General features: G+C 63.3%; 19 protein-coding genes and 1 other RNA gene. 11 read left to right on the forward strand and 9 right to left on the reverse strand.

What is annotated here, in order from left to right; genetic code table 11:
• Positions 1-195 precede the first annotated feature (195 nt).
• From rho to ACF8RA_RS02585, 4 genes are all read left to right on the forward strand, one after another.
• A complete protein-coding gene (gene rho / locus ACF8RA_RS02570; RefSeq protein WP_003253661.1) occupies positions 196-1,455 on the forward strand; it encodes a transcription termination factor Rho in 1,260 nt (419 codons plus the stop codon).
• Between the two features lie 203 nt (positions 1,456-1,658).
• The gene (ubiD, locus tag ACF8RA_RS02575; RefSeq protein ID WP_020192776.1) at positions 1,659-3,125 is read left to right on the forward strand and encodes a 4-hydroxy-3-polyprenylbenzoate decarboxylase; all 1,467 of its coding nucleotides are present in this window, start codon (positions 1,659-1,661) and stop codon (positions 3,123-3,125) included.
• Complete coding sequence (locus ACF8RA_RS02580; protein ID WP_010955736.1) at positions 3,125-4,093, forward strand: CDP-6-deoxy-delta-3,4-glucoseen reductase; 969 nt, start codon at positions 3,125-3,127, stop codon at positions 4,091-4,093. The genes ubiD and ACF8RA_RS02580 overlap by 1 nt, the downstream gene beginning before the upstream one ends.
• Before the next feature lie 246 nt (positions 4,094-4,339).
• On the forward strand, positions 4,340-4,990 hold the full coding sequence (locus ACF8RA_RS02585) for a gamma-glutamylcyclotransferase (RefSeq protein ID WP_176682832.1): 651 nt from the start codon (positions 4,340-4,342) through the stop codon (positions 4,988-4,990).
• Between the two features lie 207 nt (positions 4,991-5,197).
• Here ACF8RA_RS02585 and ACF8RA_RS02590 read toward each other — a convergent pair whose 3' ends face one another.
• Positions 5,198-6,175, reverse strand: coding sequence for an NADPH:quinone oxidoreductase family protein (locus tag ACF8RA_RS02590; RefSeq protein ID WP_392518757.1), 978 nt, complete (start codon positions 6,173-6,175; stop codon positions 5,198-5,200).
• A gap of 157 nt (positions 6,176-6,332) precedes the next feature.
• On the opposite strand from ACF8RA_RS02590, the gene ACF8RA_RS02595 reads away from it, so the two are divergent.
• The gene (locus tag ACF8RA_RS02595; RefSeq protein WP_003253671.1) at positions 6,333-6,737 is read left to right on the forward strand and encodes a flagellar basal body-associated protein FliL; all 405 of its coding nucleotides are present in this window, start codon (positions 6,333-6,335) and stop codon (positions 6,735-6,737) included.
• A 55-nt stretch (positions 6,738-6,792) separates the two neighbouring features.
• On the opposite strand, the gene ACF8RA_RS02600 is transcribed toward ACF8RA_RS02595, so the two are convergent.
• The 4 genes from ACF8RA_RS02600 to ACF8RA_RS02615 all read right to left on the reverse strand — a co-directional run bounded on the left by ACF8RA_RS02600 (position 6,793) and on the right by ACF8RA_RS02615 (position 12,128).
• Entirely contained in the window at positions 6,793-7,905 is a 1,113-nt protein-coding gene (locus ACF8RA_RS02600; RefSeq protein ID WP_101196396.1) for an ABC transporter permease, read from the reverse strand.
• A gap of 1 nt (position 7,906) precedes the next feature.
• The gene (rbbA, locus tag ACF8RA_RS02605) at positions 7,907-10,627 is read right to left on the reverse strand and encodes a ribosome-associated ATPase/putative transporter RbbA (protein WP_392518758.1); all 2,721 of its coding nucleotides are present in this window, start codon (positions 10,625-10,627) and stop codon (positions 7,907-7,909) included.
• Positions 10,624-11,583: an HlyD family secretion protein gene (locus ACF8RA_RS02610; RefSeq protein ID WP_176682828.1), complete on the reverse strand. Its 960-nt coding sequence runs from the start codon at positions 11,581-11,583 to the stop codon at positions 10,624-10,626. Before ACF8RA_RS02610 ends, rbbA begins: the two co-directional genes overlap by 4 nt.
• Positions 11,584-11,678: 95 nt before the next feature.
• Positions 11,679-12,128: an EVE domain-containing protein gene (locus ACF8RA_RS02615; protein ID WP_176682827.1), complete on the reverse strand. Its 450-nt coding sequence runs from the start codon at positions 12,126-12,128 to the stop codon at positions 11,679-11,681.
• Between the two features lie 178 nt (positions 12,129-12,306).
• On the opposite strand from ACF8RA_RS02615, the gene ACF8RA_RS02620 reads away from it, so the two are divergent.
• Positions 12,307-12,459, forward strand: a complete 153-nt coding sequence (locus tag ACF8RA_RS02620) for a hypothetical protein (RefSeq protein ID WP_176682826.1) — start codon at positions 12,307-12,309, stop codon at positions 12,457-12,459.
• An 18-nt stretch (positions 12,460-12,477) separates the two neighbouring features.
• On the opposite strand, the gene ACF8RA_RS02625 is transcribed toward ACF8RA_RS02620, so the two are convergent.
• The 4 genes from ACF8RA_RS02625 to ACF8RA_RS02640 all read right to left on the reverse strand — a co-directional run bounded on the left by ACF8RA_RS02625 (position 12,478) and on the right by ACF8RA_RS02640 (position 13,907).
• Positions 12,478-13,086: a 5-formyltetrahydrofolate cyclo-ligase gene (locus ACF8RA_RS02625; RefSeq protein ID WP_176682825.1), complete on the reverse strand. Its 609-nt coding sequence runs from the start codon at positions 13,084-13,086 to the stop codon at positions 12,478-12,480.
• Positions 13,087-13,210: 124 nt separating this feature from the next.
• Positions 13,211-13,390: non-coding RNA, 6S RNA (gene ssrS / locus ACF8RA_RS02630), on the reverse strand.
• 17 nt (positions 13,391-13,407) lie between these two features.
• On the reverse strand, positions 13,408-13,728 hold the full coding sequence (locus tag ACF8RA_RS02635) for a cell division protein ZapA (RefSeq protein WP_003253687.1): 321 nt from the start codon (positions 13,726-13,728) through the stop codon (positions 13,408-13,410).
• Entirely contained in the window at positions 13,725-13,907 is a 183-nt protein-coding gene (locus ACF8RA_RS02640) for a TIGR02449 family protein (RefSeq protein ID WP_029886233.1), read from the reverse strand. Before ACF8RA_RS02640 ends, ACF8RA_RS02635 begins: the two co-directional genes overlap by 4 nt.
• Before the next feature lie 181 nt (positions 13,908-14,088).
• On the opposite strand from ACF8RA_RS02640, the gene ACF8RA_RS02645 reads away from it, so the two are divergent.
• Genes ACF8RA_RS02645 through ACF8RA_RS02665 form a run of 5 tightly spaced genes read left to right on the forward strand, consistent with a single transcriptional unit; the run spans position 14,089 to position 18,901 of the window.
• Entirely contained in the window at positions 14,089-14,643 is a 555-nt protein-coding gene (locus ACF8RA_RS02645) for a YecA family protein (protein ID WP_176682824.1), read from the forward strand.
• Positions 14,644-14,664: 21 nt separating this feature from the next.
• Positions 14,665-15,999 carry a Xaa-Pro aminopeptidase gene (pepP, locus tag ACF8RA_RS02650; RefSeq protein WP_003253692.1) on the forward strand — a complete coding sequence of 445 codons (1,335 nt, stop codon included), beginning with the start codon at positions 14,665-14,667 and terminating at the stop codon, positions 15,997-15,999.
• Positions 15,996-17,195, forward strand: a complete 1,200-nt coding sequence (ubiH, locus tag ACF8RA_RS02655) for a 2-octaprenyl-6-methoxyphenyl hydroxylase (protein WP_209969241.1) — start codon at positions 15,996-15,998, stop codon at positions 17,193-17,195. The genes pepP and ubiH overlap by 4 nt, the downstream gene beginning before the upstream one ends.
• Positions 17,192-17,674, forward strand: a complete 483-nt coding sequence (locus ACF8RA_RS02660) for a DUF4442 domain-containing protein (RefSeq protein WP_176682822.1) — start codon at positions 17,192-17,194, stop codon at positions 17,672-17,674. Before ubiH ends, ACF8RA_RS02660 begins: the two co-directional genes overlap by 4 nt.
• Before the next feature lie 9 nt (positions 17,675-17,683).
• Positions 17,684-18,901: a 2-octaprenyl-3-methyl-6-methoxy-1,4-benzoquinol hydroxylase gene (locus ACF8RA_RS02665; RefSeq protein WP_176683046.1), complete on the forward strand. Its 1,218-nt coding sequence runs from the start codon at positions 17,684-17,686 to the stop codon at positions 18,899-18,901.
• Positions 18,902-18,924 lie beyond the last annotated feature (23 nt).

The following is an 18,924-nucleotide window of genomic DNA, read 5'->3' on the forward strand; positions in this document are numbered from 1 at the left end:
TTTTTCAGAGCACTAGACGCAGAAAAAAGCAAGTGTTACATTCGGCCTCGCACTGCTTTTCCAGTGCCCTCTACATGCCGTCGCCGAAGCATCCCTAATTCGAATCAGTACGCGATCCTGTCGCCATCCAGCGGCGCGGCCTCATTAAGCCAGAAGCTTAATTCTCCCTTCTTACATGATTACGTCATTCCCCTTATGAACCTGACTGAACTCAAGCAAAAGCCGATTACCGATCTTTTGGAAATGGCCGAACAGATGGGCATCGAAAACATGGCCCGTTCGCGCAAACAGGACGTGATTTTCGCCCTGCTGAAGAAGCATGCGAAAAGCGGCGAAGAGATCTCGGGTGACGGCGTGCTGGAGATTCTCCAGGATGGTTTCGGTTTCCTGCGTTCGGCTGATGCGTCCTACCTGGCCGGCCCAGACGATATCTATGTCTCGCCCAGCCAGATCCGCCGTTTCAACCTGCGTACCGGCGACACCATCGTCGGCAAGATCCGCCCACCGAAGGAAGGGGAGCGTTACTTCGCCCTGCTGAAGGTCGATACCATCAACTTCGACCGCCCGGAAAACGCGAAGAACAAGATCCTGTTCGAAAACCTGACGCCGCTGTTCCCGAACAAGCGCCTGAAGATGGAAGCCGGTAACGGCTCCACCGAGGACTTGACCGGTCGCGTCATCGACCTGTGCGCCCCGATCGGCAAAGGCCAGCGCGGCCTGATCGTTGCCCCGCCGAAAGCCGGTAAGACGATCATGCTGCAGAACATTGCGGCCAACATCACCCGCAACAACCCCGAGTGCCACCTGATCGTCCTGCTGATCGACGAGCGCCCGGAAGAAGTGACCGAAATGCAGCGCACCGTGCGTGGCGAAGTGGTTGCCTCCACCTTCGACGAGCCGCCAACCCGCCACGTGCAGGTTGCCGAGATGGTGATCGAGAAGGCCAAACGCCTGGTCGAGCACAAGAAGGATGTGGTTATCCTGCTGGACTCGATCACTCGACTGGCACGTGCCTACAACACCGTGATCCCGAGCTCCGGCAAGGTGCTGACCGGTGGTGTCGACGCCCACGCCCTCGAGAAGCCCAAGCGCTTCTTCGGTGCTGCGCGTAACATCGAGGAAGGCGGTTCGCTGACCATTATCGCCACTGCGCTGGTTGAAACCGGCTCGAAGATGGACGAAGTGATCTACGAAGAGTTCAAGGGCACCGGCAACATGGAGCTGCCGCTGGACCGCCGCATCGCCGAGAAGCGTGTGTTCCCGGCCATCAACATCAACCGTTCCGGCACCCGCCGCGAAGAGTTGCTGACCGCTGACGACGAACTGCAGCGTATGTGGATTCTGCGCAAGCTGCTGCACCCGATGGACGAAATCGCTGCCATCGAGTTCCTGGTCGACAAGCTCAAGCAGACCAAGACCAACGATGAGTTCTTCCTGTCGATGAAGCGCAAGTAAGCTTCCCGATCAGGCAGTAATTGGGGCCGCCTTGCGGCCCTTCGCGGGCACGCCCGCTCCCACAGGTTAAATACAATCCTTGTGGGGGCGGGCGTGCCTGCGAAGGGGCGCAAGGTGGCCCCAGTGCATTTTTGCCCCCAAACAGGCCTCGAACGGCGCTACACTCTGCACCCCGACCGATACGGCCAACACGAGGCTCCTGCATGCAGTATCGCGACTTGCGCGACTTCATCCGTGGCCTGGAACAGCGCGGTGAGCTCAAGCGCATCCAGGTACCGATCTCCCCCGTCCTGGAAATGACCGAGGTCTGCGACCGCACCCTGCGCGCCAAGGGCCCGGCATTGCTGTTCGAAAAGCCCACCGGCTTCGACATCCCCGTGCTGGGCAACCTGTTTGGTACCCCGGAGCGGGTGGCCATGGGCATGGGCGCCGAGTCGGTCAGCGAACTGCGGGAAATCGGCAAGCTGCTGGCCTTCCTCAAGGAGCCCGAGCCGCCCAAGGGCCTGAAGGACGCCTGGTCGAAGCTGCCGATCTTCAAGAAGGTCGTGTCGATGGCGCCAAAAGTGGTCAAGGACGCGGTGTGTCAGGAAGTGGTGGTCGAGGGTGACGATGTCGACCTCGGCGCACTGCCGATTCAGCACTGCTGGCCTGGCGACGTGGCGCCGCTGATTACCTGGGGCCTCACCGTTACCCGTGGCCCGAACAAGGACCGTCAGAACCTGGGCATCTATCGCCAGCAGGTGATTGGCCGCAACAAGGTGATCATGCGCTGGCTCAGCCACCGTGGCGGCGCCCTCGACTACCGAGAGTGGTGCGAGAAGAACCCCGGCCAGCCGTTTCCGGTCGCCGTGGCGCTGGGCGCTGACCCGGCGACCATTCTCGGCGCCGTGACCCCGGTGCCGGACACTCTTTCCGAGTACGCCTTCGCCGGCCTGCTGCGAGGCAACCGCACCGAGCTGGTCAAGTGCCGTGGCAGCAACCTGCAGGTACCGGCAACCGCCGAGATCATCCTGGAGGGGGTGATTCACCCGGGCGAAATGGCCCCGGAAGGCCCGTACGGCGATCACACGGGCTACTACAACGAAGTGGACAGCTTCCCGGTGTTCACCGTCGAGCGCATCACCCACCGGCAAAAACCGATCTACCACAGCACCTACACCGGTCGGCCGCCCGATGAGCCGGCCATTCTCGGCGTGGCGCTGAACGAAGTCTTCGTGCCGATCCTGCAGAAGCAGTTCCCGGAAATCACCGACTTCTACCTGCCGCCGGAAGGCTGTTCGTACCGCATGGCGGTGGTGACCATGAAGAAACAGTACCCAGGCCACGCCAAGCGCGTAATGCTGGGTGTGTGGTCGTTCCTGCGACAGTTCATGTACACCAAGTTCGTTATTGTCACCGATGACGATATCAACGCTCGTGACTGGAACGATGTGATCTGGGCCATTACCACGCGCATGGACCCCAAGCGTGATACGGTAATGATTGACAACACCCCGATCGACTACCTGGACTTTGCGTCACCGGTATCGGGGCTGGGTTCGAAGATGGGCCTGGACGCTACTCACAAGTGGCCGGGCGAGACTACACGCGAATGGGGCCGGGTCATCGTCAAGGATGAGGCCGTCACCCGCCGTATCGATGAGCTGTGGGATCAGTTGGGAATAGATTGATGCAGGTAACGTTGCAGCCGTCCGGGGCGGTGCTGGCGCTTGAACCCGGGGAACGGATCCTGGATGGAGCACGGCGGCTGGGCTATGACTGCCCAAACAGCTGCCGCAATGGCAATTGCCATGTTTGCGCCGCATTGTTGGTTGAAGGCCGGGTTCGCCAGGATGGCGAAGTCCGCGACCATGGCGAGTTGTTCACCTGCATTGCCGAACCGCTGGAGGACTGCGTGTTGCTCTGGGACGGTGTGCTTGCCTTGGGCGAGCTGCCAGTGCGCAAGCTGGCGTGCAGCGTCAGTGAGTGCGTCGACGTCGGTGGCGACGTCTGGCGGGTGCGCCTGCGTGCGCCTGCCGGCAAGCCACTGCGCTACCACGCAGGGCAATACCTGATGATCGAACGTGAGGGCGGCAAGCAGGCGGCCTTCTCGCTGGCATCCGCGCCGCATGCCGGGCGTGAACTGGAATTGCACGTGCTGGCGCGTGAGCCTAGTGCGGTGCAACTGATCGACCAGCTCAGGCGAGATGGCCTGGCACGCATCGAAATGCCGTTTGGCGATACCCATCTGGCCGAACTGCCCGACGGGCCTCTGGTGCTGATTGCCGCCGGCACCGGCATGGGCCAGATGCACAGCCTGGTCGAGCACTGCCGGGCCCAGGGCTTCAAGCACCCGGTGCACCTGTACTGGGGTGTGCGCCGGCCTGAGGACTTCTACCAGATCGAGCACTGGGACGAGTGGCAGCGCCTGCCCAACCTGTTCCTGCATCAAGTGGTCAGCGACCTGTGCGGTTGGGAAGGCCGTTGCGGTATGCTGCATGAAGCGGTCTGCGAAGACATTGCCGACCTCAATAGCGTGCATGTGTATGCCAGCGGCTCACCGAACATGATCTACGCCACACTCGACGCTTTGGTCGAAGCCGGTATGGATGCGCACCGCATGCGTGCCGATGTGTTCGCCTACGCGCCGCGCGGTTAATAACCAAAGTTTGAAAGTATGGGTATAAGGCGGTAATTATTACCGCCTTCGCCAATAACTTTCACCGTTGCTGAAACAGTACTTCCCAGTCGTCGGAGCCGTGCACGAAACGCGTGTTCAAGGGCTTGAGTATTCCTGCAATTCTGGCCTATGGTTACTGCAAGCGCCCTTGGTACAGCGGCCTGGCGGCGCAGCGTAATCGAATCTCGCTACCTCCGTAGTTCAAAGGAATAATGGCGGCAGCTTATGTCGGCTCTTGAACGTATGTCTTGGGAAGTTTCATACCCTCCAGCTCTCGATTTCGGTCAGCAACATACTCGCGAACAGTTGTTCAGCTCCATGAAGACAACCATGTCCAGGCATCAGGGTGGCCCGGTGTGGCTGTTTGCCTATGGCTCGTTGATCTGGCGTCCGGAGTGCAATTCGGTGGAGCGCCAGCGCGCGCGGGTACATGGTTATCACCGTGGCTTGTACCTGTGGTCGCATGAACATCGCGGCACCCCGGAAACCCCCGGCCTGGTGTTTGGCCTGGACCGCGGTGGTTCCTGCAGCGGTTTTGCCTACCGGCTGGATGAGCGCAATCTGGACGACTCACTGATGGCCCTGTGGCAACGCGAGATGCCGTATCCGGCCTACCGGCCGCACTGGCTCCACTGCCGCCTGGGCGATGGTAGCAAGGTGCAGGCCTTGGGCTTTGTGCTGGAGCGGCATTTGCCGTGCTATGCAGGCAACTTGCCGGATACCTTGCTCAGCCAGATCCTGGCCAGTGCCAAGGGGCGTTATGGCACCACGCGCGACTATGTCGAGCAGACCTTGAATGCATTGCGTAGTCACCAGATGCCCGATCGCAATCTGGAGGCGCGATTCAGGCGTTGCCACAATCTGCGCGAAGTGTGAGCAACCTGTTCCGGCCTCTTCGCCGGCAAACCCTGCGCGGTCGCCTGTAGGAGCGGGTTTACCCGCGAAAGGGCCGGGCCTGCCGGCCAATCTCCACCCGCCGTTCACCGTTGTCGCCACCCCCGTATTCGCGGGTAAACCCGCTCCTACAGTCCAATATTCCCTACCTGTAGGAGCGTGTTCACCCGCGAAGAGGCCGCTACTGCCTTACCTGGCCAGCACCACCAACTTACCCACAGCCTGCCGTTGCCCCAGCGTCTCGATAGCAGCCCCGGCTTCTGCCAGTGGATAAGTCTGCGACACCAGCGGCTTCAACTTGCCCTCGGCATGCCAGGCAAACAGCTGGCGGAAGTTGGCGGCATTGTCCTCCGGCTGGCGCTGGGCAAATGCCCCCCAGAACACGCCCAGTACCGCCGCGCCCTTGAGCAGCACCAGGTTGGCCGCCAGCTGTGGAATGCTGCCGCTGGCAAAACCCACCACCAGCAGCCTGCCATTCCAGGCCAACCCGCGCACCGCCTGTTCGAACAGTTCGCCACCGACCGGGTCGTAGATCACGTCCACGCCCTGGCCGCCGGTCAGACGTTTGATTTCTTCGCGCAGGTTGGCCTGGCTGTAATCGATCAGCTCATCCGCCCCGGCAGCCTTGGCCACGGCCAGTTTCTCGGCACTGCTGGCCGCCGCGATCACCCGCGCGCCCATGGCCTTGCCGATCTCCACCGCCGCCAGGCCGACCCCACCGGAAGCGCCCAGTACCAACAGGGTCTCGCCTGCTTGCAACTGGCCGCGCTGGCGAAGGGCGTGCATCGAGGTGCCGTAGGTCATGCCGAAGGCCGCAGCGGTGGTGAAGTCCATGCTCGCCGGGATCGGCAGAACGTTATAGAACGGCACCGCCACTTGCTCGGCGAACGCCCCCCAGCCGGTGAGCGCCATGACCCGGTCGCCTACCTGGAACGCGCCGGCCTTTTCACCGATGGCGGCCACCACGCCCGCTGCCTCGCCACCTGGAGAGAACGGCAGCGGTGGCTGGAACTGGTACTTGCCTTCGATGATCAAGGTGTCGGGGAAGTTGACCCCAGCAGCCTGCACGTCCAGCAGGATCTCGTTTTTCTTCGGCAGTGGGCTGGCCACCTCTTCCAGCACCAGGTTGCGCGCTGGACCCAGGGTTTTGCACAACACAGCTTTCATCGGGGCTATTCCTTTGCGGGTAGTGGCCGATAAGTGTAGGAGGGCCGCTTGGCAGGTCAACGAGCATGGCCCGCCCTGATGGGCCGGCATAAGCCCGGGCTTGGGTTTGAGCGGTGTGCTGGGTAAGCTGGCGCCAATTGTATTGAGGAGCGAATTCGTGAAAGCGTGGATCTTGATGGTGCTGGCGCTGCTGCTGCCGGCTGCGGCCATGGCCGAAGAAGCCAAGGAAGGGGTGCCCAAGGTCGCCTACATCAGCCTGAGCCCGCCCTTTGTTGGCAACTATGCGCTCGACGGCAGCCCGCGGCTGCGCGTGTACAAGGCTGACGTGGCCCTGCGCGTGACGGGTGATGAAGCGGCCAAGACGGTGAAACACCACGAACCGCTGATCCGTAACCAGCTGGTGGCACTGTTCACCCAGCAGACGGTGGACAGCATGAGCAACGTCGAGGCCAAGGAGCATCTTCGCCAAGAGGCGCTGAAACAGGTGCAGCAGGTGCTGGAGGCGGAAGAGGGTAAGCCGATCGTTGAGGACCTGCTGTTCAACAACCTGATTGTGCAATAACCGCTGATAGTTGCCAGTCCGGCCCCGTGGGGATTGTGCAGGCCCTCGTCCTTGCTCAGGACGCCAGGGTACGGCGGAACCGCGCGAGGGCCACGCTGAAGAACACCAGGCCGATCAGCGTCAGCGCCAGGATATCCGGCCATACCACCGCCCACCCGGCATCCCGGAACAGGATTGCGGCACTCAGGCTGACAAAGTGCGTCGATGGTGACCCTTGCATCACCCACTGCAGCCACTGCGGCATGCTGTCCAGTGGTGTGCTGCCGCCGGACAGCAACAGCATCGGGATGATCACCGGGATCGCCAGCAGGCCGAACTGCGGCGTCGAGCGCGCCAGGGTGGCGAGGAAAATGCCCAGCGCAGTACTGGCGAACAGGTACAGCGCGGTCACAGCCAGGAACAGCCCCATCGAGCCAGACAGCGGCACGCCCAGTGCGCCTTTGACTACTACCACCAACGAAATCCAGGTGCAGATCACCACCACCAGCGCGTTGCTGCCGATCTTGGCCAGCATGATCTCCAGCGCGGTCAACGGCAGCACCAGCAGGTGGTCGAGGGTGCCGTGCTCACGCTCGCGCAGCAGCGCGGTGCCGGTGAGGATGATCGCCAGGATGGTGATGTTGTTGACGATCTGGATCACTGCCAGAAACCAGCCCCCCTCCAGGTTGGGGTTGAACAGCGCCTTGGGGTTGATCAGCACCGGGCTTTGCACGTTGCCACGCTGGCTGTAGTCGAGCAGCTCACGCTCGAAGATGCGGCCGATGTAGCCGGCGCCCATGAATGCCTGGCTCATGGCCGTGGCGTCGACGTTGATCTGCAGCTCCGGCGAGCGCCCGGCCAGCAGGTCGCTCTGGAAGTTCACCGGTACGTTGATGACGAAGGTGTACTGGCCGCTGTCCATGGCCTGGTCCAGGCGCTGCGGGGGCAGCGGCACGGCTGGCTGGAACTCGGGGGGTTGCAGGGCTTCGCTGAGCTTGCGCGAGAGCAGGCTATGGTCTTCATCCACCACCGCCACGCTGGCGTTGTGTACGCCGATCACCGAGCCGGCTGCCGGCATGTAGATCGCCACGCTGAAGGCATATAGCAGGAACAGCAGCAGTACGCTGTCATGGCGCAGGCTGGTCAGTTCTTTCAGGCCCAGGCGCAAGGTGTGGTTCAGGCGCGACATGTCAGGCCTCCTGCTTCTTCAGCATTGCCAGGCTCAGGCCGGTGAATGCGGCAAAGAAGCTCAGCAGGATCAGGCACTGCGGCCACAACTCGCGCAGGCCTAACGCCTTGGTGAAGGTGCCGACTGCGATGTCGAGGAAGTAGCCCGCCGGGAACAACTGGCCCATCACCGCTGCTGCGCCGTCCAGCGACGAGCGTGGCACGATCAGCCCGGAAAACTGGATGGTCGGCAGGCTGGTAATGATCATGGTGCCGAGAATGGCGGCGATCTGGGTGCGGGTGAATGCCGAAATCAGCAGGCCCAGGCTGGTGGTTGCCAGCAGGTAGGCCACGCCGCCACACGCCAGGGCCAGTACGCTGCCCTTGAGCGGTACGGCGAACAGCCAGCAGTTCATCGCGACGAGCAGCGCCAGGTTGACCAGGCTCACAGCCAGGTAGGGCATCTGCTTGCCAAGCAGGAATTCCAGGCGGGTGAGGGGTGTGGCGTAGAAGTTGGTGATGGAGCCGAGTTCCTTCTCGCGCACGATGCCCAGTGCAGTGAGCATGGCCGGTATGAAGGCCAGTATCAGTGCCATCACGCCCGGACCGATGGCGTTCACGCTGACCACATCCTGGTTGTAGCGGAAACGCGTTTCCAGGCGCACCGGGTCCTGGCGTGGCTGCGGTTGCGGGCTGGCCTGTGCCAGTTGCTCCAGGTTGGCCTGGTGCACGGCTTCCACGTAGTTGCGGCTGGTTTCTGCGCGGAACGGCATGCCACCGTCGAGCCAGGCAGCCACCACCGGCTGGCGCCCTGCGTACAGGTCGCGGCCAAAACCGGGCGGAATCTCCAGTGCCAGTTTGATTTCCGAGCGTTGCAGGCGCTGGTGCAGCTCGCTGCTATCGCGGATGGGTGCCTGTTCGGCGAAGTAGCGTGAACCACGGAAGGCTTCGAGGTAGGCGCGACTTTGCGGGCTCTGGTCCTGATCGTGCACGGCGAAGGCGAGGTTTTCCACATCCAGTGAAATGCCGTAGCCGAAGATCACCATCATGAACATTGCACCCAGTAAGGCGAAGGCCAGGCGCACCTTGTCGCGCAGCAGCTCCTTGCCCTCACGGCCGGCCACTGCCAGCAGGCGGCGCAGGCTGAATCCCTGGCGTAGCGGCAGGGTGGGGGTGGACGCCTGTTCCAGCACGCTGCTGTCGGTGGCGGCTGGCGCCAGCTCCTGGGCCTGCTCCAGGCAGCGGACGAACGCGTCCTCCAGCGTGGCGCCCTGGTACTGATGCTGCAGGGCATCGGGTGTGTCGCAGGCCAGCACTCGCCCGGCGTGCATCAGCGAAATACGATCGCAGCGCTGGGCTTCGTTCATGAAGTGGGTGGAGAGGAAAATGGTCACGCCTTGCTCGCGGGACAGTTCTACCAGCAGGCGCCAGAAGTCGTCGCGGGCGGCCGGGTCGACGCCGGAGGTCGGTTCGTCGAGGATCAACACTTCCGGGCGATGCAGAACCGCCACTGCCAGCGACAGACGCTGGCGCAAACCAAGGGGCAGGGCGCCAGACGGTTGGTCGGCGATAGTGGCGAGCTCGAAGCGCTCGATCAGCTCATCGATGCGCTGGGCGCTCTCGGCTTTGGGCAAGTCGAACAAGCGGGCATGCAGGGCCAGGTTCTGCCGGGTGCTGAGCTCGCCATACAGAGAGAAACTCTGCGACATGAAACCGACCCGCTTGCGTGTGGCCAGGTCGCTGGCGTCCACCGGGCGACCCAGCAGGCTGGCGCTACCCTCGCTGGCCGGCATCAGGCCGGTAAGCACTTTCATGGTGGTGGTCTTGCCGCAACCGTTGGAACCCAGGAAGCCGAAGATCTCCCCACGGCCAATGGCGAAACTGACCTTGTTCACCGCTGTGAAGTCGCCAAAGCGCAGGGTCAGGTCGTGTGCCTCGATGGCGACCGGGCCGTCCGTGGCTTGGCGCGGCGGGATTGCCAGTGGTTGATGCTGCGTCTTGCCAGCGCCCTGGTAGTGGGTAAAGGCGTCATCCAGCTTGCCGCTGGGGGTTACCGCAGCCAGTTCGTGGCTAGGGCCGGCGGCCAGCAGCCGGCCGCCATCGAGCATCAGGCAATGCTCGAACTGTTCGGCTTCTTCCATGTAGGCGGTAGCCACCAGCAGGGTCAGTTGCGGGCGTTGTACGCGAACCTGCTCAACCAGCTCCCAGAAGCGCCGCCGCGACAGTGGGTCGACGCCGGTGGTCGGCTCGTCCAGGATAAGCAGGTCTGGCTCGTGGATCAGCGCGCAGCAAAGACCCAGCTTCTGCTTCATGCCACCCGACAGCTTGCCGGCCGGGCGCTGGGCAAAGCGCTGCAGGTCGGTGGCCTGCAACAGATTGGCCATGCGCTGCTCACACTCGCGGCGGCCCAGCCCGAACAGGGTGGCGAAAAAGCGGATGTTCTCGCTGATCGACAGTTCCGGGTACAGGTTGTTGCCCAGCCCCTGCGGCATGAACGCTACTTTGGGGTATAGCGCCGTGCGATGGCGGCGTTGGCGGATCGAGCCGCCCAGCACCTGCAGCTCCCCCTGTTGCAGGCGTTTTACGCCGGCGATCAGCCCCAACAGGGTTGATTTGCCTGCCCCGTCGGGGCCGATCAGTGCGCAGCGGGTGCCCACAGGCAGGCTGAAGCCTAGCTGGTGCAGGGCTACCAGGTCGCCGTAACGGTGGCTGATGCCTTCGGCCAGCAGTGCCGGGGCGTTCATTGCAAGTTGGCCGGCCAGTCCACTTCAGCCGTGCGGACATAGCCGGCGCCTGGCATGCCTGGTTTGGCTTGCGGCACGGCGCCCGGGTCGCTCAGGCGCAGTTTGACCCGGAACACCAGCTTTTGCCGTTCGTCGCGGGTTTCGACCTGTTTGGGGGTGAACTGGGCCTTGGCTGCGACAAAGGCCACCTTGGCCGGCAGCGCGCGCTCGGGCAGGGCGTCGAGCACGATGCGCGCCTGATCGCCTACGGTCAGCCGGCCGCTGGTGGACGCCGGCAGGTACAGGTTCATGTATTGGTCGCTGGGGTCGATCAGCATCAGGACGCGGCCGCCGGCACCCAGCACTTCACCGGGTTCGGCCAGGCGCAGCTGGATGATGCCGTTGATGGGCGCTCGCAGGCTGCTGTCGTCGATTTCGCTGGTGAGCTGTGCCACTTGAGCTTCGGCGGCGCCGATTGCAGCCTTGATCGCTGCCAGTTGGGCGCGGGCAGCGACCACTGCTGCGCTGGCTGTGTCAAAGCGCGCCTGCTGTTGGTCGAGCAACTGCTGGCTGGCGTACTTGCGCTGGAAAATTTCGCGCACGCGCTTGAGCTCCTGGCTGGCCAGCAGCAGTTCGCTCTGGCGCAGTTGCACGCTGGCCTGGGCGGCGGCGTAGTTTTCCCGGGCGCGCAGCACTTCGGCTTCGGCCTGGCTGCGCTGGGCTTCCATGGTGCGGGTGTCGATGCGTGCCAGTAGCTGGCCTTGGGTAACGTTGTCGCCTTCATCGACCAGTACCTCGGCCAGGCGACCGGGGACCTTGCTGGCGATCTGCACTTCGGTGGCTTCAAGGCGGCCGTTGCCCATGCTCAGGCCTTCGGGCAACTGGTCGTGGAGCGACTTCCAGTACCCCAGCCCGCCGGCTGCAACGAGCAGTGCGATCAGTGCAGTGGCGAAGATTCTAGGGGCGTATCGGTTCATCGTTCTGCATCCTTGCGGTCATGCACGGTCCATCATGCCTTGCGGCCATATGTGGCGTGTTGATATTGGTCAAGCCCTTGACCTTAGCTGCGCATTCAGCGCAACGCGACAATCACCGCCCACTGCTCGGGCGTTACCGGCATGACCGACAGGCGGCTGCCTTTTTGCACCAGCGGCAACTCGACCAGCCCGGCCTGCTGTTTCAGCCATCCCAGCTCCAGCACCCTTGGGAAGGTTTGTACGTGGGCCACATCCACTGCGCTCCACGGGTTCTTGTCGGTGGTGGCCTTGACATCGTGATAATGGCTTTCCGGGTCCAGCGCGGTAGGGTCCGGGTAGGCCGCGCGGGTGATTCTGGCAATGCCGGCGATGCCGGGTTGTGGGCAGCTGGAGTGGTAGAAGAAAAATTCGTCACCCACGCTCATGGCCCGCAGAAAATTACGCGCCTGATAGTTACGCACGCCGTCCCAGCGCGCTTCACCCAAGCGTGCGAGGGCTTCTATGGAGAGCTCGTCGGGCTCGGATTTCATCAGCCAGTAAGCCATGAATGCTGCTCCTGAAAAGGTTTGAAATAACCTGTTGCACGAAACCGACAGTCGGTTGGCGTCAAGGTTTGCGTGCGGACGCATGTTGTCGGAAAATGCGCACCGTTTAAAGCGCGTGCACCGGCGGTACCCAGAATATCGCCGAGTACAGAACAGTTTGCCTGGGGGGCAATCTTCGATGAATCAACGTAAAAAGCCGGATCTACTGTGGATCCTGGTGTTCATTTTTGGCCTGGGTGTGGTCACTACCGGTTATGCGCAAGGGTTCTGGGAGCGCAAGCTGGACAGCGCCTATCAGATGCCGGTCGACGCCGGCCAGCCACAACGTTGATATCCCCGCTGGCGCCGCTCAACGTGGCGCCAGGTACCAGCCACGGTCAGAGACCGTACCCTGCAGCGGTACGTCCCAACTGGCCTGCGCCAGCCGCTCGACCTTCTGGCATTCATGCGCCAGCCCCAGCAGCAACGGTTTTTTCCAGGTTTGCCGACGCGCCTGGTAGGCCAGGCTGCGATCATAGAAGCCACCGCCCATTCCCAGGCGTCCGCCCACTTCGTCAAAACCGACCAGCGGTAGCAGAATCAGATCCAGCGCCCAGATTGGCCGTTGGCGTTTGCGATCGATTATCGGCTCTGGAATACGAAAGCGATTGGGCTTGAGTTTCTCACCCTGCTCAAAAAGCTGGAACACCATGCGCGTGCGCGGCCAGGCGTGCAGCACCGGCAGGTAGGTGCGCTTGCCGCGACGCTGGGCTTCGCGCATCAGCAGGCGAGGGTCGATTTCACCGTCGTTGGGCAGGTACAGGGCGATGTGGCGGGCGCGGCGGAACAAGGGGTGTTGCGCCAGTTGGCGGTACAGGCCGAGGGTGGCCTGGCGTTGCTGCGCAGGGGTAAGGGCGCGGCGGGCATTGCGAAGCAGGCGACGTAACTGGGGGCGGGTGAGCGGCACGGTTTCGGTCATGGCACAGGCGGTCCCAGATGTGCTGCCTTATACGAAAAGTGCCTGCGCGGTGACTATTCGTACAAAGCTTGAATAAAGTCGGCCAAAACGAATTGCCCGCCGGGGAGGGCGGGCAAGAAAATTCAGGCTCCCCGATAAGACCGCTATCGGTGTAGCCCTTGAACCCGAAAGTTCAAGGTGGAGATTGCAGGGGGCGTTAAGGCTTTCCGTCGGGCGGACATGCACACCGGCCCCAGCGTGCAACCCCCGTGGTTGTGCGTATCGGCTCAGGGACATAACCGACTGGCGCATCCCCCAGGGAGTGGCGCCAGTATACCAATCTCAGCCGATTTTGGTATCCGTGTCGTCGGACAAAGCCTTATCTACCCGATCCAGCAGGTCGCGCACCTGTTCGCGGTTTGTGCCGCTGACCGGTGCATCGTTGCGATCTTCCTGGCGGTGCAGCATTTCGTGGGTAATGTTCAATGCTGCCATGACCGCGATGCGGTCGGCACCGATCACCTTGCCGCTGCTGCGGATCTCGCGCATCTTGCCGTCCAGGTAGCGCGCAGCGCTGACCAGGTTGTTGCGCTCTTCCGGCGGGCAGATGATCGAGTATTCCTTGTCGAGGATCTGCACGGTGACGCTATTGCTTGAACTCATGAGTCTTGCTCCAGAGCCTTGAGGCGTAAAATCATCGACTCGACTTTGCGCTTGGCGATCTCGTTCTTTTCGATGAGGTGGGCGCGCTCTTCGCGCCAGGACTTTTCCTGAGCTACTAGGAGTGCATTTTGCCGTTTTAGTTGCTCGACGCGTTCGATCAGCAACTCGAATCGGCTCATCAGTGCCTGCAGGTCGTTCTCTTGCGTGGGTTGCACTCGATTCGCTCCGTCGTTGAGTCACCTGGCGATGATGCCTCCCCCTGGGCGGCAACGGCCAGTGCAGATGGTCTTGGCGCGCCTGCCGGTGCTAGGATACAAGGTCTTCATTCTAGACATTGCGCCGTCTGGCGCCTAGCTGCCCATGCCCAATACTCAATCGCCCTACAACGCCTTCGCCATGCTGCTCTCGAGCAATGGTCATCCCGTCACCCCGGCCGAACTGCACGGCCTGCTGATTGGCCGCAGCTGCGCCGGCGCCGGCTTCGATGCCGATGCCTGGTTGGCCGATGCCGCCCAACTGCTGGAAACCGAGCCTGGTGACAGTGTCCGCAATGCCTTGATCGGCTTGCAGGAAATGGTCAAGGGCGAGCTGACCAGCGACGACATGGCGATCGTCCTGCTGCTGCCTACCGATGATGCTGCACTGAGCGACCGCGCCACCGCGCTGGGCCAGTGGTGCCAAGGCTTCGTGACCGGTTTCGGCCTGAACGCTGGCGGTAAGGACTTGTCCGACGAGGCCAAGGAAGTGCTGCAGGACCTGGTGGCCATTTCGCAGGTCCAGGAAGCGCTCGAAGAATCCGAGGACGGCGAGAGCGACTACATGGAAGTCATGGAATACCTGCGCGTGGCGCCCCTGCTGCTGTTCTCCGAACTGGCCAAGCCGGCCGCACCCGCGCCCAAGCCGTCGCTGCACTGATCAACCAGGGGTAGTCTGCCCATGAGCCACATTCCCAAGGCCGAATATGCCCGTCGGCGCAAGGCGCTGATGGCGCAGATGGTCCCCAACAGCATCGCTATTCTGCCCGCCGCCGCGGTTGCCATCCGCAACCGCGACGTCGAACACGTGTACCGCCAGGACAGCGACTTCCAGTACCTCAGCGGCTTCCCGGAGCCCGAGGCGGTGATTGCTTTGATTCCAGGGCGCGAGCATGGCGAGTACGTGCTGTTCTGCCGTGAACGCAACCCTGAGCGCGAGCTGTGGGACGGCCTGCGGGCCGGCCAGGAAGGGGCGGTGCGTGATTTCGGCGCCGACGATGCCTTCCCCATCACGGATATCGACGAGATCCTGCCTGGCCTGATCGAAGGCCGCGAGCGGGTCTACAGCGCCATGGGCAGCAACCCGGAGTTCGATCGCCGGCTGATGGACTGGATCAACGTGATCCGCTCCAAGGCACGCCTGGGCGCCCAGCCACCAAACGAGTTCGTTGCGCTGGATCATCTGCTGCACGATATGCGCCTGTATAAATCGGCGGCGGAAGTGAAGGTGATGCGTGCTGCCGCAGACATTTCTGCGCGAGCCCACGTGCGGGCCATGCAGGCCTGCCGCGCCGGGCTGCACGAGTACAGCCTGGAAGCCGAGCTGGACTACGAATTCCGCAAGGGCGGGGCGAAGATGCCGGCCTACGGCTCGATCGTTGCGGCCGGGCGCAACGGCTGCATCCTGCACTACCAACAGAACGATGCGCCGCTCAAGGACGGCGACCTGGTGCTGATCGACGCCGGCTGCGAAATCGACTGCTATGCCAGCGACATCACCCGCACCTTCCCGGTCAGTGGGCGGTTTTCGCCCGAGCAGAAGGCCATCTACGAGCTGGTGCTCAAGGCGCAGGCGGCGGCGTTTGCCGAAATAGCCCCCGGCAAGCACTGGAACCACGCCCATGAGGCGACCGTGCGGGTCATCACTGCGGGCCTGGTGGAGCTGGGCTTGCTTGAAGGGGATGTGCAGGCGCTGATCGACAGCGAAGCGTATCGCGCCTTCTACATGCACCGCGCCGGGCATTGGCTGGGCATGGATGTGCACGACGTGGGCGAGTACAAGGTGGGCGGCGAGTGGCGGGTGCTGGAACCCGGCATGGCGCTGACCGTGGAGCCGGGTATCTACATTGGCGCCGACAATCAGGCCGTGGCCAAAAAGTGGCGCGGCATTGGGGTAAGGATCGAGGACGACGTGGTAGTGACCAGGCAAGGTTGTGAAATCCTGACTTCGGGTGTGCCGCGTACGGTCGCCGAGATCGAGGCGCTGATGCAGGCTGCCCGCAAGGCCGTGGCATGAGCCGGGTAAACCTGGCGATCATCGGCGGTGGCCTGGTTGGCGCAAGCCTGGCTTTGGCCCTGCAGGCCGGCGCCAAGGCGCGCGGCTGGAAGATCCTGCTGATCGAGCCGTTCGCCCCCGGCGACAACTACCAACCCAGCTACGATGCGCGCTCGTCGGCGTTGTCATTCGGCACCCAGCAGATTTATCAGCAACTGGGCCTGTGGCAGGCCATCGGCCGCCGCGCCGAGCCTATTCGCCAGATTCACGTGTCCGACCGTGGTCGCTTTGGCGCCACCCGCCTGGATGCCCTGGAAGAGGGCGTACCGGCGCTGGGTTACGTGGTGGAAAACGCCTGGCTCGGCCAGTGCCTGTGGCAAGGGCTGGACAGCGAGGTGGTGAGCTGGCGCTGCCCGGCGGAAGTGACCTCGATGCAGGCCATCGAACGCGGCTACCGGCTGGGGCTGAACGACGACACTCAGCTGGAATGTGACCTGGCGGTGCTGGCCGATGGTGGTCGCTCTGGCCTGCGCGAGCAGTTGGGAATCCATGTGCGGCACACGCCTTACCAGCAGAGCGCGTTGATCGCCAACATTACCCCGGGTGAGGCCCACGGCGGCCAGGCTTTCGAGCGCTTCACCGAGGAGGGCCCCATGGCCTTGCTGCCGTTGCCGGAAAACCGCTGCGCATTGGTGTGGACCCGCCAGGGCATGGATGCGCGGCGCCTGGCCGACATCGACGAGCGCAGTTTCCTGCGCGAACTGCAGGGTGTGTTCGGCTACCGCCTGGGCGCGCTGCGCCAGGTGGGTGTACGGCACCTCTACCCGCTGTCCTTGATCGAGGCCCAGGAGCAGGTGCGGCCGCACCTGGTGGTGCTGGGCAACGCAGCACACAGCCTGCACCCCATCGCGGGCCAGGGTTTCAATCTGTCGCTGCGTGACGTGCAGGCCCTGGCCGAAGCACTGCTGGCGGGTCCACAGCAGCCTGGCGACCTGACCACGTTGCAGGCCTATCACCAGCGCCAGCGCCTGGACCAGGCGATGACCATCGGCTTCTCCGACCAGGTCACCCGTCTGTTCGGCAGCAATCAGCCGTTGCTGACGGCCGGGCGCAACCTTGGCCTGCTCGGGCTCGACCTGTTGCCACCGGCAAAAAGCTGGTTCGCCCGCCAGGCCATGGGCCTGGGCACCCGCCCTGATCCGCGGGGCCAGGCATGAGCAACCCGCGTAAACTGGCGCGCCGGGCGCGCATGCTTCGCTGGATGCTGAACCTCTACCCACCTTACCTGGGTGCCGGTATCCGTGTGCAGCACATCAGCCCGGACCTGCGTAGCGTCAAGGTGGCGATGAAGCTGACCCGCTGGAACCGCAATTACGTCGGTACCCAGTTCGGTGGCAGCCTGTATGCCATGGTCGACCCGTTCTACATGCTGCTGCTGATCGAGCAGTTGGGGCGTGACTACATCGTCTGGGACAAGGCCGCCAGCATCGATTTCATCTCGCCGGGCAAAGGCCCGGTGTATGCCGAACTCCACGTCGATGATGCGCTGCTGGACGAAATTCGCCAGCAGGCCGCCACCGGCAAGAAATGCCTGCCGCGTTTGCAGGTCGATATCCGCGATGGCGCCGGCGAGTTGGTGGCGCGGGTCGATAAAACCCTATACGTGCGGCTCAAGCCGCAAGCGAGGCAGGCGTAAGGCATGGAAATGCGCGCAGATCTGTTGATTGTCGGTGCCGGTATGGTCGGCAGCGCCCTGGCCTTGGCGTTGCGCCACAGTGGCCTGCAAATTTTGTTGCTCGATGGTGGCCCGCTGACGGTTGTACCCTTCGATGCCCAGGCCCCGTTCGAGCCGCGTGTCAGCGCGCTATCGGCGGCCAGCCAGCGCATCCTCGAGCGCCTTGGCGCCTGGGACGGCATTGCCCAGCGGCGCGCCACGCCGTACTCCGACATGCATGTGTGGGATGGCAGCGGCACCGGGCAGATTCACTTTTCGGCGGCCAGTGTGCATGCCCAGGTGCTCGGCCATATCGTCGAGAACCGGGTGGTGCAGGACGGCCTGCTGGAGCGCCTGCACGACAGCGACATCGGCCTGCTGGCCAATGCGCGGCTGGAGCAATTGCGTCGCTCCGGCGATGAGTGGCTGCTGACCCTGGCGGATGGCCGGCAACTGCGGGCACCGTTGGTGATCGCTGCCGACGGTGCCAATTCGGCGGTGCGGCGTCTGGCCGGCTGCGAAACCCGCGAGTGGGATTACCTGCACCATGCCATTGTCACCAGCGTGCGTTGCAGCGCCGGGCACCAGGCCACGGCCTGGCAGCGCTTCACTGACGAAGGTCCGCTGGCGTTCCTGCCGTTGACCCGCGATGGCCTGCAGGACTGGTGCTCGATCGTCTGGTCGACCACCCCGGAGCATGCCGAGCAGCTGATGGCGATGGATGAAGCGGCCTTCCTGCAGGCCCTGGAGCGGGCCTTCGAAGGGCGTCTGGGGGACGTGCTGCAGGCCGACCCACGGGTGTGCGTGCCGCTGCGCCAGCGTCACGCCAAGCGCTATGTGGATGAAGGCCTGGCCTTGATCGGTGATGCTGCACACACCATTCACCCGTTGGCCGGGCAGGGCGTGAACCTGGGCTTTCTCGATGCGGCGGTGCTGGCCGAGGTGTTGGTCAATGCCTGCGAGCGTGGCGAGAGGCTGGCCGATGTGAAGGTGCTGAGCCGTTACGAGCGGCGGCGCATGCCACACAACCTGGCGTTGATGGCGGCGATGGAGGGGTTCGAGAGGTTGTTCCAGGCCGATCCGCTGCCGTTGCGCTGGTTGCGCAACAGCGGGTTGAAGCTGGTGGAGCAGATGCCGGAGGCCAAGGCGCTGTTTGTGCGCCAAGCGTTGGGTTTGAGTGGTGACCTGCCGGATCTGGCCAAGGCTTGAGAGTGGCGGGGCCGCTTTGCGGC

It is taken from the genome of Pseudomonas sp. FYR_5 (assembly GCF_043106315.1).
GTDB classification, from domain to species: domain Bacteria; phylum Pseudomonadota; class Gammaproteobacteria; order Pseudomonadales; family Pseudomonadaceae; genus Aquipseudomonas; species Aquipseudomonas putida_Y.